This window comes from Pantoea sp. Z09, assembly GCF_022394795.1.
Taxonomy (GTDB): Bacteria; Pseudomonadota; Gammaproteobacteria; order Enterobacterales; family Enterobacteriaceae; genus Pantoea; species Pantoea latae.
Genome location: NZ_CP092373.1, coordinates 3,856,841 through 3,869,724 on the forward strand (window position 1 = coordinate 3,856,841; position 12,884 = coordinate 3,869,724).

The following is a 12,884-nucleotide window of genomic DNA, read 5'->3' on the forward strand; positions in this document are numbered from 1 at the left end:
CATGAACGCCCAACGTTTTGCTCGTATTCAGGAGATGCTGGCGCTCCGCCAGCACGATCTTACCGTCTGTATGGAACAGGTGCACAAGCCGCACAACGTCTCGGCGGTGATCCGCACCGCGGACGCGGTAGGCATTCACGAAGTGCACGCCGTCTGGCCGAGCGAACGCATGCGCACCATGGTTTCCGCTTCCGCCGGCAGCAACAGCTGGGTGAAAGTCAAAACCCACCGCCATATCGCCGAGGCGGTGACGCATCTGAAAGATCGCGGCATGCAGGTGCTGGCGACCAATCTGTCGGCCAAAGCGGTCGACTTTCGCGACATCGATTACACCCGCCCGACCTGCATTCTGATGGGCCAGGAAAAAACCGGCATTACCGCCGAAGCGCTGGCGCTGGCCGATCAAGAGATCATTATTCCCATGGTCGGCATGGTGCAGTCGCTTAACGTCTCCGTGGCCTCCGCGCTCATCCTGTATGAAGCGCAGCGCCAGCGGCAGAACGCCGGGCTCTATCAGCGTCAGCACAGCCTGCTGGATGAAGAGGAGCAGCAGCGACTGCTGTTCGAAGGCGGCTATCCGGTGCTGGCGCGCGTGGCGAAACAGAAAGGCCTGCCCTATCCGCGCATTAACGCGCAGGGTGAAGTCGACGCCGACGCTGACTGGTGGGCGTTGATGCAGGCGACGGGGAAAAAGAAATGAAAGGCCGCCTGCTGGATGCCATTCCGCTCAGTACCCTGACCGGCGTCGGCGCCAGCCAGGCGGCGAAACTGGCTAAGCTCGGCCTGCACACCATTCAGGATCTGCTGCTTCATCTCCCGCTACGCTACGAAGACCGCACTCAACTCTACGCCATCAACGATCTGCTGCCCGGCATCTGGGCCACGGTAGAGGGCGAAGTGTTGCAGTCCGATGTCTCTTTTGGCCGACGCCGCATGCTGGTGTGTCAGATCAGCGACGGCAGCGGCATCCTGACCATGCGCTTCTTCAACTTCAACGCCGGCATGAAGAACAGCCTGGCGCCGGGCCGTCGCGTGACCGCCTACGGCGAGATCAAACGCGGCCAGCGCGGCGCGGAAATTATTCACCCCGAATATCGCGTGCAGGGCGAACAGAGCCCGGTGACGCTGGAAGAGACCCTGACGCCGGTCTATCCCACCACCGAAGGCATTCGCCAGGCCACGCTGCGCAGTCTGACCGATCAGGCGCTGACGCTGCTGGAGAGCGTGCCGATCGCTGAGCTGCTGCCGCAGGAGCTGGCGCAGGGATTGATTAGCCTGCCGGAGGCGCTGCGCACGCTGCATCGCCCGCCGCCCGATCTGCGCCTGAGCGAGCTGGAGCACGGCCGTCATCCGGCGCAGCGGCGTCTGATCCTCGAAGAGCTGCTGGCGCACAACCTCAGCATGCTGGCGGTGCGCGCCGGGGCGCAGCGCTATTACGCGCTGCCGATGCCCGCGCGCCATACCCTGAGCGACAAGCTGCTGGCGGCGCTCCCCTTCTCTCCCACTAACGCGCAAAAACGCGTGGTGCAGGAGATTGAGCGCGATCTGGCCAATGATTTCCCGATGATGCGCCTGGTGCAGGGCGACGTCGGATCCGGTAAAACCCTGGTCGCGGCGCTGGCGGCGCTGGACGTGATTGCCCACGGCAAGCAGGTGGCGCTGATGGCGCCCACCGAGCTGCTGGCGGAGCAGCACGCCAGCAACTTCCGCAGCTGGTTCGCGCCGCTTGGCATCGAAGTCGGCTGGCTGGCGGGCAAGCAGAAAGGCAAAGCGCGCCAGGCGCAGCAGGAGGCGATCGCCAGCGGCCAGGTGGCGATGGTGGTCGGCACGCACGCGCTGTTCCAGGAGCAGGTGCAGTTCAACGGCCTGGCGCTGGTGATTATCGACGAGCAGCATCGCTTCGGCGTGCATCAGCGGCTGGCGCTGTGGGAGAAAGGCGAAGAGCAGGGCTTCCATCCGCATCAGCTGATCATGACCGCCACGCCGATCCCGCGCACCCTGGCGATGACCGCCTACGCCGATCTCGACACCTCGACCATCGACGAGCTGCCGCCGGGCCGTACGCCGGTCACCACCGTGGCGATCCCGGACAGCCGCCGCGACGATATCATTGCGCGCGTGCGTCACGCCTGCCAGGAGGGCCGCCAGGCTTACTGGGTCTGCACCCTGATCGAAGAGTCCGAGCTGCTGGAAGCGCAGGCGGCCGAAGCGAGCTGGGAAGCCCTGAAAATTGCGCTGCCCGACCTGAATATCGATCTGGTGCACGGCCGCATGAAGCCGGCGGAGAAACAGGCGGTGATGGCGGCGTTTAAGGCCAACGAGATGCAGCTGCTGGTGGCGACCACGGTGATTGAAGTCGGTGTCGACGTGCCCAACGCCAGCCTGATGATTATTGAGAACCCGGAACGGCTGGGCCTGGCGCAGCTGCACCAGCTGCGCGGACGCGTCGGGCGCGGCGCGGTGGCCTCGCACTGCGTGCTGCTCTACAAAGCGCCGCTGAGCAAAACCGCACAGCGGCGCCTGCAGGTGCTGCGCGACAGCAACGACGGCTTTGTTATCGCCCAGCACGATTTGGAGATCCGCGGCCCTGGCGAACTGCTGGGCACGCGCCAGACCGGTAACGCCGAATTCAAGGTGGCGGATCTGCTGCGCGATCAGGCGATGGTGCCGGAAGTGCAGCGCGTCGCGCGCCATATCCACCAGCACTATCCTGAACAGGCAAAGGCGCTGATCGAGCGCTGGCTGCCGGAAAACGCGCGCTACACCAACGTCTGATCCCTTTTTATCCCCCGTCGCGGCAGCGCGTTTAAGATAAAGCCTGGCAAACGATTGCTTTCAGCCCGCAGCGGTTTAAAATCCCCCTCTTCACAAAACCGGGAAGCACGTTATGTCCGTTAATCAACCAGACGCCTCGCTATCTGCCGCGACGCCGAGCCAGAGCGAACTGATTTACCGCCTTGAAGATCGCCCGCCGCTGCCGCAAACGCTGTTTGCCGCCGGCCAGCATCTGCTGGCGATGTTTGTCGCGGTGATCACGCCCGCGCTGCTGATCTGTCAGGCGCTGGGACTGCCCGCGCAGGATACGCAGCACATTATCAGCATGTCGCTGTTCGCCTCCGGCGTGGCGTCAGTGCTGCAGATTAAAACCTGGGGGCCGGTGGGTTCGGGCCTGCTGTCGATTCAGGGCACCAGCTTTAACTTCGTCACCCCGCTGATCATGGGCGGCATGGCGCTGAAAAACGGCGGCGCCGACGTGCCGACCATGATGGCAGCGCTGTTTGGCACGCTGATGGTCGCCTCCTGTACTGAAATGGTGCTGTCGCGCGTGCTGCACCTGGCGCGCCGTATTATCACGCCGCTGGTCTCCGGCGTGGTGGTGATGATTATCGGCCTGTCGCTGATTCAGGTAGGGCTGACGTCGATTGGCGGTGGCTTCGCCGCGATGAGCGATCACAGCTTTGGCGCGCCGAAAAACCTGCTGCTGGCGGGCGTAGTGCTGGCGGTGATTATCGTGCTTAACCGCCAGCGCAATCCCTACCTGCGCGTCGCCTCGCTGGTGATCGCCATGGCGATTGGCTATTTCGCCGCCTGGCTGATGGATATGCTGCCGCAGACCGCTGCGCCGGTCAGCCAGCCGCTGATCGCCGTGCCGACGCCGCTCTACTACGGTCTCGGCTTTGACTGGAATCTGCTGATCCCGCTGATGCTGGTGTTTATGGTGACCTCGCTGGAGACCATCGGCGATATCACCGCCACGTCGGACGTGTCGGAGCAGCCGGTCAGCGGCCCGCTCTATATGAAGCGGCTGAAAGGCGGCGTGCTGGCGAACGGGCTGAACTCCTGCGTCTCCGCGCTGTTTAACACCTTCCCTAACTCCTGCTTCGGCCAGAACAACGGCGTGATCCAGCTGACCGGCGTCGCCAGCCGCTATGTGGGCTTTGTGGTGGCGCTGATGCTGATCCTGCTGGGCCTGTTTCCGGCGGTGAGCGGCTTCGTGCAGCATATTCCTGAGCCGGTGCTGGGCGGCGCCACTATTGTGATGTTCGGCACCATCGCCGCCTCTGGCGTGCGCATCGTGTCGCGCGAGCCGCTGAACCGCCGCGCCATTATGATTATCGCGCTGTCGCTGGCGGTCGGGCTGGGCGTATCGCAGCAGCCGCTTATCCTGCAGTTCGCGCCGGACTGGCTGAAGACGCTGCTCTCTTCCGGTATCGCCGCAGGCGGGATCACCGCTATCGTGCTGAACCTGATCTTCCCGCAGGAAAAGTAACCTTCTCTGGCGGGCTGCGGCCCGCCTCCTCTATTTATTCGTATTTACATCCAGGCTGTTGAGCTACAACGGTAATTCAGGCATAACAAGCACTGACCGGAAAGATGGCGGGATGGAAGCGATGAAATTTCTTGGAAAATTTTTTCTTACGGTACTGCTGCTGCTGGTGCTGAGCCTGGTGGTGATCTACGTTCTGCTGCAGACGCAGTGGGGCGCGGGCGGGTTCAGCCGCTATGTCAGCGATAAAACCGCCTGGCATCTCTCGCTGAGCAAAATCGAGCACAACTTCTCCTCTCCTTCGCACATCATTCTCGACGATTTCAGCTTTGGTCATGACGGTCAGCCCGCCGCGCTGGTGGCGAAACGCGTCGATCTCGGCCTCGCGCTGCTGCAGTTCAGCGATCCGCTCAATTTTAGCAGCATCGAACTGCGCGACGGCACGGTTAATCTGGCCAACCTGACGCCTGACGACGCGCTGCCCTTTCAGGCGGGTCGCCTGCAGCTGAACAACATGCGCATCGACAGCCCGAACGCGGCGCTGCCGCTGTCGGCGCGTCAGGTCAATGGCGGCATCATGCCGTGGAAACCCACGGCGAAAAACATGCTGGGCAGCGATGCACAGTTCCAGATGAGCGCCGGTGAAATGACGCTAAACCAGGTCTCTGGTGCCCACGTGCTAATTCAGGGCAGCGTGGCAAAGGGCCGCATGGTGTTCAGCAATGTCGGCGCGGATCTGGCGCGCGGTTCGATGACCGGCAGCGCCGAGCGCGACGCGCAGGGCAACTGGCTGATCCGCCAGCTTCGCCTCAACGATATTCGCCTGCAAACCGTCCACAGCCTGGCAGACTTTTTGCGCCCGATTCAGGATCTGCCCTCGGTGACCATTAACCGGCTCGATATGACCGACGCGCGGCTGCAGGGCCCTGACTGGGCGGTCACCGACCTCGACCTGACGTTGAAAAATCTTACCTGGCAGGGCGACAGCTGGCGCAGCGACGACGGCTCGCTGTCGCTTAACGCCAGCAACTTTATTAACGGCCGCTTCGAGCTGAACGATCCGATCGTCAATCTCGATCTGTCGCCGCAGGGCATCGCCCTGACGCAGTTCAGCTCGCGCTGGGCCAACGGCGTGATCCGCGCCGACGGCGCCTGGAGCCGCAGCGACCAACGGCTGACGCTGAACAATCTGGCGATCGCCGGGCTGGAGTACACCCTGCCGGAGAGCTGGCGCGACAGCTGGCTGGCACCGCTGCCGACGTGGCTCGACAGCGTGGCGGTCAACCGCTTCACCTCTAACCGCAACCTGATTATCGATATCAATCCCGCCTTTCCCTTCCAGATGACCTCGCTGGACGGCAGCGGCGAAAACCTGCTGCTGGCGCGTCAGCATCAGTGGGGGATCTGGTCGGGTAAACTCAGCCTTAACGCCGCGGAGGCGACGTTTAACCGCGTCGATCTGCGCCATCCTTCGCTGTCGCTCAACGCCGACGAGCGGCAGATTCAGGTAACGGAGCTGAGCGCCTTTAGCGGCGGCGGCATGCTGGAAGGTTCCGCCAGCGTCGGCCAGCAGCCGGATCGTCCGCTGACGCTGAACCTGAAAGGCCAGGCGGTGCCCGCCAGCGTATTGCAGAGCTGGGGCTGGCCCGCGCTGCCGGCGAGCGGCGCCAGCAACTTCCAGCTTCAGCTGGACGCCTCGCTGAAGGCGAACGCGCCGCTGAAATCCTCGGCGAACGGCTCGCTCTCGCTGCGCACCGACGCGCAGCAGATCGAGCAGCGGATGCAGGCGGGCGAAGTCAGATAACGCAACAAAAAGGGCCGATACGTCGGCCCTTGTTATTCAGTTAATGCGCGCGCCGGAGCCGCCCTCTTCCAGCGGCTCGTCGGGATCGGCGGGCAGCACGATATAGACCCCTTCAAACACCGCGCCCAGCTCCTCGTTGCCGTAGAGTTCGACCTCAAGGTGCACGCGCGCCTTACGGCCGCGCGCCAGGCGGTCGAGATCGCCGCTCATCGAGCCGATATCGGCAATCGCCCCAGGGCGGCCGGTGATCGGCTTGCTGTAGCGAATATGGGCGTCCGCCAGAATAATGGTGCCGCCAAGATGGCGCTCGCGCAGCAGCAGCCAGATCAGCCCCCAGCCGGTTAAGGTCGCCAGCGAGAAGAGGCTGCCGGCGAACAGCGTATGATGTGGATTCTGGTTGCCGGTTTCCGGCATGGTGGTGATAAATTTCTGGCCGGTAAACTGCAGGATGCGCACGCCCATCTTCTCGCTGAGCGGAATGTTGTCATACCAGGCCTGCTGCAGCTGCCCGCACCAGTCGGCGCGGTGCAGAATATCATCCAGCGTCACCACCGGTTTGATCATCAGGAAATGACGCACCGGCGTGGTCTGCGGCGCGGTGATCTCGCCCTGATTGAGGTAGCCCAGCTTGGCGAAGAACTCGACCGCGTCTTCGCGCGCGGCGCAGGTGACGCGCTTAACGCCCTCCTGACGCGCCACCGACTCCAGCGTCATCGCCACCAGCGTGCCCAGTCCTTTGCCCTGCACCGACGGGTGCACGGCGAGAAAGCGGATCGAGGCTTCGTTGTCGGCGTTGATATAGAGCCGTCCGGCGGCCACCGGTTGCCCCTGCTCGTCCACCACCATCTGGTGATGCGCCAGCGCGTCCCAGCCGTCTCGCTCCGATCCCTGCGGCTGGCGCAGCGGCTTGCGTAACATTTCCCAGCGGAACTGGTAGTACATATCCAGCTCTTCCGCGGTTTGCGGTACCCGAAGATGATACATAAAGTGGTTCTCTCGTTCAGAGCCTGCGTGGCCGATGCCGTGCCGCTCGGCGGTCAGCCTCAAACCTGCAACCAGAAGGTGACAGGGCCATCATTGACCAGTGCAACCTGCATGTCAGCGGCAAAGCGTCCATTGGCGGTGGTCACGCCCCGGTCACGGCAGCAGTCGCTGAAGTAGCCATAGAGACGATTCGCCTCATCGGGCGCCGCGCCGCCGGAGAAAGAGGGACGCATCCCCTTTTGCGTGTCCGCCGCCAGCGTAAACTGCGACACCACCAGCACGCTGCCGCCGGCCTGCTGCACGCTAAGGTTCATCTTGCCCTGCTCGTCGCTGAAAATGCGGTAGCCCAGCACCTTCTCCGCCAGCCGCTCGGCGCGCTTCTCGTCATCCCCTTTTTCTACGCCCAGCAATACCAGCAGGCCTGGGCCAATTTCGCCCACTACCTCGCGATCCACGCTGACGCTGGCGCTGAGTACTCGTTGGATCAACGCAATCATGCAACCTCTCGTTGTTGTTCGGCTTCCCGCTGTTTTAGCTGGCGATAATCATCCAGCGTGGCGGTGATTTCTGCACCCAGCAACACAATACACCAGGTCCAGTAGACCCAGAGAAACAGAATCGGGATCACCGCCAGCACGCCGTAAATCAGCTGATATGAAGGAAACATCGTAACATAGAGGGCAAAGCCTTTTTTACCCAGCTCAAACAGCGCCCCCGCCACCAGCGCGCCGACCAGGGCGTCACGCGGCGGCACGCTGCGCGTCGGCACGATGCTGTAGAGCAGCCAGAACGCCAGCCAGGAGAGCAGCAGCGGGAAAACCCGCAGCACCTGGTCGATCACGCCGTAAACGCCGCTGTCGCTGATCCAGCGCAGCGACAGCAGATAGGAGCTGATCGCCAGGCTGGCGCCCGCCAGCAGCGGCCCCAGCGTCAGGATCATCCAGTAGACGGCGAATGAGTAAACCAGCGGGCGCTTTTTATGGCTGCGCCAGATGGTGTTGAGCGCGGTGTCGACCGAGTGCATCAACAGCAGCGCGGTGACGATCAGCCCTACCGCGCCGAGCGCCGTCATGCGGTGCACGTTGGCCACGAACTGATCGAGATAGCGCTGCACCACGTTGCCGGTCGCCGGAACGAAGTTGGTGAAGATAAAGTTTTTCAGCTGAACGCTAACGTCGGAAAAGACCGGAAACGCCGAGAACAGCGCGAACACCACGGCGATCAGCGGCACCAGCGCCAGCAGTGAGACAAAGGCCAGGTTGCCGGCCTGCGTCGTCATGCTGTCCTCGTCGACGCGTTTCCACAGCAGCTTGAGCCACAGCCAGAGCGCGTGGCAGCTCGAAACAAACGGACGTAACCTGATCATTCAGCGATGGCTTGCCAGCCAGGCCGGCACGGTTTTATTGTCGGTCACCAGCACGCTTTTAATGCCCAGCGCCTTCGCTGCAGCAATATTATCCGCGTTGTCATCGAAGAAGATCGCCTGATCGGCGCGATAGCCCTCTTGCTGCAGCACATGCTCGAAAATACGCGCTTCAGGCTTGCGCATGCCCAGCTCCTGCGACAGGTAGATGACGTCCGCCGCCGCGCGCACTTCCGGGTACTGCGTCGGCCAGAACTCGGTGTGCAGCTTGTTAGTGTTGGAGAGGATCACCACGCGATGCCCGTCGGCGCGCAGCTGGTTCATCAGCGCCAGCGTATCGGCGCGCGCGCCCATAAACACCGCCTGCCATCCCGCAACGAACTGTTCATAGCTCAGCGCGATATCGAGCCGCTCGCACAGCTCCGCCGCGAAGTGCTCGTCGCTGATTTCGCCGCGTTCATGCTGTTCAAACGCCTCGTCTATCTGGAAGCGGCTTTGCAACAGCGCCAGCGGCACGCGGCCAAGGTCACTCCAGACGCCCAGCACGCGGTTAAAGTCGATATCAACAATCACATTGCCTAAGTCAAATATGTACAACATGTCGTTACTCCTCTGATTCCCTGGATCATTCACTCTAGCGGCAAAAACAGGGGCTGAACAGGTAACAGGCTGGAGAAAAGTCGGTTATGGACGCTGTGACATGGCAGCGTTGCGCAGAGAGCGCCGTGGCGGCAGGACAAATAACGGCAGGCATAAAAAAAGCCCCGATAAACGGGGCTTTTTCACAGGCGAAACGTCTTACTCTTTCGGACCGCGTGACGCGCGTTTGCGATCGTTCTCGGTCAGATGACGTTTACGGATACGGACCGACTGCGGCGTGACTTCCACCAGCTCGTCGTCATCGATGAATTCGATGGCCTGCTCGAGGGTCATCTTCACCGGCGGCACCAGGGTGGTCGCTTCATCCGTACCGGAAGCACGCATGTTGGTCAGCTTCTTACCGGTCAGGCAGTTTACGGTCAGGTCGTTGGAACGGCTGTGAATACCGATAATCTGGCCTTCATAGACTTCCGCGCCGTGGCCTAGGAACAGCTTGCCGCGATCCTGCAGACCGAACAGGGCGAAGGCAACCGCTTTACCCTGGCCGTTAGAGATCAGCACGCCGTTCTGGCGCTGGCCGACTTCGCCCGGACGGATGTCGTCGTAGTGGCTGAAGGTCGAATAGAGCAGACCGGTACCGGACGTCATGGTCATGAATTCGTTACGGAAGCCGATCAGACCACGGCTTGGGATAACGTAGTCAAGACGCACGCGGCCTTTGCCATCCGGATCCATGTTTTTCAGATCGCCTTTACGCTCGCCCATGGCTTGCATCACTGCGCCCTGGTTGTTCTCTTCGATATCCAGCGTCACGTTCTCGAACGGCTCTTGTTTGCGGCCGTCGATTTCGCGGAAGATAACTTTCGGACGGGATACCGCCAGCTCGAAACCTTCACGACGCATGTTTTCGATCAGCACCGACAGGTGCAGTTCGCCACGGCCCGATACGCGGAACGCGTCTGCGTCTTCGGTCTCTTCCACGCGCAGCGCAACGTTGTGCACCAGCTCTTTGTTCAGGCGCTCAAGGATCTGACGCGAGGTCACATACTTGCCTTCCTGACCGCAGAACGGCGAGGTGTTGACGTTGAAGAACATGGTGACGGTCGGCTCGTCGACGCTCAGCGCCGGCAGCGCTTCGACATTCTGCGGATCGCAGATGGTGTCGGAGATGTTCAGCTCGCCCAGGCCGGTGATCGCGATGATGTCGCCCGCTTCCGCCAGGTCGGTGTCGATACGCTCCAGGCCCAGGTGGCCCAGCACTTTACCGACTTTGCCGTTGCGCGTTTTGCCTTCGCTGTCGACAACGGTCACCTGCTGGTTCGGCTTGACTTTACCGCGCTTGATGCGGCCGATGCCGATCACGCCCAGGTAGTTGTTGTAGTCCAGCTGCGAGATCTGCATCTGCAGCGGCGCGTCAACTTCCACCTGCGGCGGAGAAACGTGCTCAACGATCGCCTGGTACAGCGGGGTCATATCTTCAGCCATGTCGGTGTGATCCAGACCGGCGATGCCCTGCAGCGCAGACGCGTAAATGATCGGGAAATCAAGCTGCTCGTCGGTGGCGTCCAGGTTGACGAACAGGTCGAACACCTGATCCACAACCCAGTCAGGACGCGCGCCCGGACGGTCAATCTTGTTGATTACAACGATCGGCTTCAAACCATGGGCAAAGGCTTTTTTGGTCACGAAGCGGGTTTGCGGCATAGGGCCATCCATCGCATCGACAACCAACAGCACCGAATCCACCATGGACATGACGCGCTCTACCTCACCGCCAAAGTCGGCGTGTCCTGGGGTATCAACGATGTTGATACGGTAGTCATTCCATTTGATGGCGGTGTTTTTCGCGAGGATGGTAATCCCACGCTCTTTCTCCAAATCGTTGGAGTCCATCACACGCTCAGTCGCTTCGGTACGCGCGTCAAAGGTACCGGACTGTTGCAGCAGCTTATCAACCAGGGTGGTCTTACCATGGTCGACGTGCGCGATGATGGCGATGTTACGCAAATTTTCGATCACAACTTTGCCTCAGGCATTAGAAATAGCGCGCTATTGTACACGGATTAAGCGGGATACTGAATACGATCACACTTTTCCCCATAAGTTTATTGTAGTGGCGTTAATTTGCGCTGGATGCGGTGCACTTAATGCACTAAGTTGGGGGAATGCACCTTTTTGGTGCTTAGGATTGGCGAAAAAGCACGCTTTTGGTGCAAATTTGCCAGCCTGGTGCAGCCCACAGGCGACAAAAGAGTGCGTACAGAGGCGATTTAGCCGTGCTGAAAAAAGTTGGCACAATATTCGCTTTATCTCTTTCAAGCGAAAACAGCAGTTGCACGACGGTTGCAGAGCTTGACGAGATCGGTTGGTTGGGGATGGCGCTCAGACACATTTCATTCCAGACGACGCAGCCACTCACCACGATGATAATGACCTTTTCCAGGAGAGTTGAGTATGTCCGCTGAACACGTTCTCTCGATGATGAACGAGCACGAAGTTAAGTTTGTTGACCTGCGTTTTACCGACACCAAAGGTAAAGAACAGCACGTTACTATCCCTGCTCACCAGGTTAACGCTGACTTCTTCGAAGAAGGCAAAATGTTTGATGGCTCCTCTATCGGCGGCTGGAAAGGCATTAACGAATCAGACATGGTGCTGATGCCGGACGCGACCACCGCGGTACTGGATCCGTTCTTCGAAGACCCGACGCTGATCATCCGTTGTGACATCCTCGAGCCAGGCACCATGCAGGGCTACGATCGCGATCCGCGTTCCATCGCCAAGCGCGCTGAAGAGTATCTGCGCTCATCCGGCATCGCCGACACCGTGCTGTTCGGACCGGAGCCGGAATTCTTCCTGTTTGACGACATCCGTTTCGGCTCGTCGACTTCTGGCTCGCACGTCGCTATCGACGACATCGAAGCGGCCTGGAACACCGGTAAAGAGTACGAAGGCGGCAACAAAGGTCACCGTCCTGGCCTGAAAGGCGGCTACTTCCCGGTTCCGCCGGTTGACTCCGCACAGGACATCCGTTCGGCCATGTGTCTGACCATGGAGCAGATGGGCCTGGTAGTAGAAGCGCATCACCACGAAGTGGCGACTGCCGGTCAGAACGAAGTGGCGACCCGCTTCAACACCATGACCAAGAAAGCGGACGAAATTCAGATCTACAAATATGTGGTGCATAACGTCGCGCACGCCTACGGCAAAACCGCGACCTTTATGCCGAAGCCGATGTTCGGCGACAACGGTTCTGGCATGCACTGCCACATGTCGCTCTCTAAAGGCGGCGTGAACCTGTTCGCTGGCGACAAATACGGCGGCCTGTCTGAAACCGCACTGTTCTACATCGGCGGCATCATCAAGCACGCGAAAGCGATCAACGCCCTGGCGAACCCGACCACCAACTCTTACAAGCGTCTGGTGCCGGGCTACGAAGCGCCGGTTATGCTGGCTTACTCCGCGCGTAACCGCTCCGCCTCTATCCGTATTCCGGTTGTTGCCAGCCCGAAAGCGCGTCGTATCGAAGCGCGCTTCCCGGATCCGGCTGCTAACCCGTACCTGGCGTTCACCGCGCTGCTGATGGCTGGCCTGGACGGCGTGATCAACAAGATCCACCCGGGCGATGCGATGGACAAAAACCTGTACGATCTGCCGCCGGAAGAAGAAGCGGAGATTCCAAAAGTTGCAGGTTCGCTGGAAGAAGCGCTGATCGCGCTGAACGAAGACCGCGAGTTCCTGACGCGCGGCGGCGTCTTCACCGACGACGCGATCGACGCCTATATCGAACTGCGTAAAGTTGAGAACGACCGTATTCGCATGACGCCGCACCCGGTTGAGTTCGAACTCTACTACAGCGTTTAATC

The 12,884-nt window shown here is 60.8% G+C and carries 10 protein-coding genes; 5 read left to right on the forward strand and 5 right to left on the reverse strand.

Annotated features, from left to right (window positions below; genetic code table 11):
• Position 1 precedes the first annotated feature (1 nt).
• The 4 genes from trmH to MC269_RS18415 all read left to right on the forward strand — a co-directional run bounded on the left by trmH (position 2) and on the right by MC269_RS18415 (position 6,071).
• Positions 2–700, forward strand: a complete 699-nt coding sequence (trmH, locus tag MC269_RS18400; protein ID WP_239953261.1) for a tRNA (guanosine(18)-2'-O)-methyltransferase TrmH — start codon at positions 2–4, stop codon at positions 698–700.
• Positions 697–2,775 (forward strand): ATP-dependent DNA helicase RecG, encoded by a 2,079-nt coding sequence (gene recG / locus MC269_RS18405; protein ID WP_239953262.1) that lies wholly within the window; start codon positions 697–699, stop codon positions 2,773–2,775. The genes trmH and recG overlap by 4 nt, the downstream gene beginning before the upstream one ends.
• Positions 2,776–2,887: 112 nt before the next feature.
• Complete coding sequence (locus MC269_RS18410) at positions 2,888–4,270, forward strand: NCS2 family protein (RefSeq protein WP_239953263.1); 1,383 nt, start codon at positions 2,888–2,890, stop codon at positions 4,268–4,270.
• 121 nt (positions 4,271–4,391) lie between these two features.
• Entirely contained in the window at positions 4,392–6,071 is a 1,680-nt protein-coding gene (locus MC269_RS18415) for an AsmA family protein (protein ID WP_239953264.1), read from the forward strand.
• A 36-nt stretch (positions 6,072–6,107) separates the two neighbouring features.
• On the opposite strand, the gene fabY is transcribed toward MC269_RS18415, so the two are convergent.
• The 5 genes from fabY to typA all read right to left on the reverse strand — a co-directional run bounded on the left by fabY (position 6,108) and on the right by typA (position 11,037).
• A complete protein-coding gene (fabY, locus tag MC269_RS18420) occupies positions 6,108–7,055 on the reverse strand; it encodes a fatty acid biosynthesis protein FabY (protein ID WP_081137761.1) in 948 nt (315 codons plus the stop codon).
• A 59-nt stretch (positions 7,056–7,114) separates the two neighbouring features.
• The gene (gene dtd / locus MC269_RS18425; RefSeq protein WP_081137759.1) at positions 7,115–7,552 is read right to left on the reverse strand and encodes a D-aminoacyl-tRNA deacylase; all 438 of its coding nucleotides are present in this window, start codon (positions 7,550–7,552) and stop codon (positions 7,115–7,117) included.
• A complete protein-coding gene (locus MC269_RS18430; protein WP_239953265.1) occupies positions 7,549–8,421 on the reverse strand; it encodes a virulence factor BrkB family protein in 873 nt (290 codons plus the stop codon). Before MC269_RS18430 ends, dtd begins: the two co-directional genes overlap by 4 nt.
• Positions 8,422–9,018 carry a glucose-1-phosphatase gene (gene yihX / locus MC269_RS18435; RefSeq protein WP_239953266.1) on the reverse strand — a complete coding sequence of 199 codons (597 nt, stop codon included), beginning with the start codon at positions 9,016–9,018 and terminating at the stop codon, positions 8,422–8,424.
• Positions 9,019–9,216: 198 nt separating this feature from the next.
• The gene (gene typA / locus MC269_RS18440) at positions 9,217–11,037 is read right to left on the reverse strand and encodes a ribosome-dependent GTPase TypA (RefSeq protein ID WP_033754244.1); all 1,821 of its coding nucleotides are present in this window, start codon (positions 11,035–11,037) and stop codon (positions 9,217–9,219) included.
• Positions 11,038–11,472: 435 nt separating this feature from the next.
• Here typA and glnA point away from each other — a divergent pair, with 435 nt between their 5' ends.
• Positions 11,473–12,882 carry a glutamate--ammonia ligase gene (gene glnA / locus MC269_RS18445; RefSeq protein ID WP_081137753.1) on the forward strand — a complete coding sequence of 470 codons (1,410 nt, stop codon included), beginning with the start codon at positions 11,473–11,475 and terminating at the stop codon, positions 12,880–12,882.
• Positions 12,883–12,884 lie beyond the last annotated feature (2 nt).

Bases quoted from the DNA above. Each gene is read 5' to 3' on its own strand.
- glnA (WP_081137753.1), top strand. From the start codon at position 11,473: ATGTCCGCTGAACACGTTCTCTCGATGATGAACGAGCACGAAGTTAAG.
- MC269_RS18410 (WP_239953263.1), top strand. From the start codon at position 2,888: ATGTCCGTTAATCAACCAGACGCCTCGCTATCTGCCGCGACGCCGAGC.
- MC269_RS18415 (WP_239953264.1), top strand. From the start codon at position 4,392: ATGAAATTTCTTGGAAAATTTTTTCTTACGGTACTGCTGCTGCTGGTG.
- MC269_RS18430 (WP_239953265.1), bottom strand. From the start codon at position 8,421: ATGATCAGGTTACGTCCGTTTGTTTCGAGCTGCCACGCGCTCTGGCTG.
- recG (WP_239953262.1), top strand. From the start codon at position 697: ATGAAAGGCCGCCTGCTGGATGCCATTCCGCTCAGTACCCTGACCGGC.
- trmH (WP_239953261.1), top strand. From the start codon at position 2: ATGAACGCCCAACGTTTTGCTCGTATTCAGGAGATGCTGGCGCTCCGC.
- dtd (WP_081137759.1), bottom strand. From the start codon at position 7,552: ATGATTGCGTTGATCCAACGAGTACTCAGCGCCAGCGTCAGCGTGGAT.
- yihX (WP_239953266.1), bottom strand. From the start codon at position 9,018: ATGTTGTACATATTTGACTTAGGCAATGTGATTGTTGATATCGACTTT.
- fabY (WP_081137761.1), bottom strand. From the start codon at position 7,055: ATGTATCATCTTCGGGTACCGCAAACCGCGGAAGAGCTGGATATGTAC.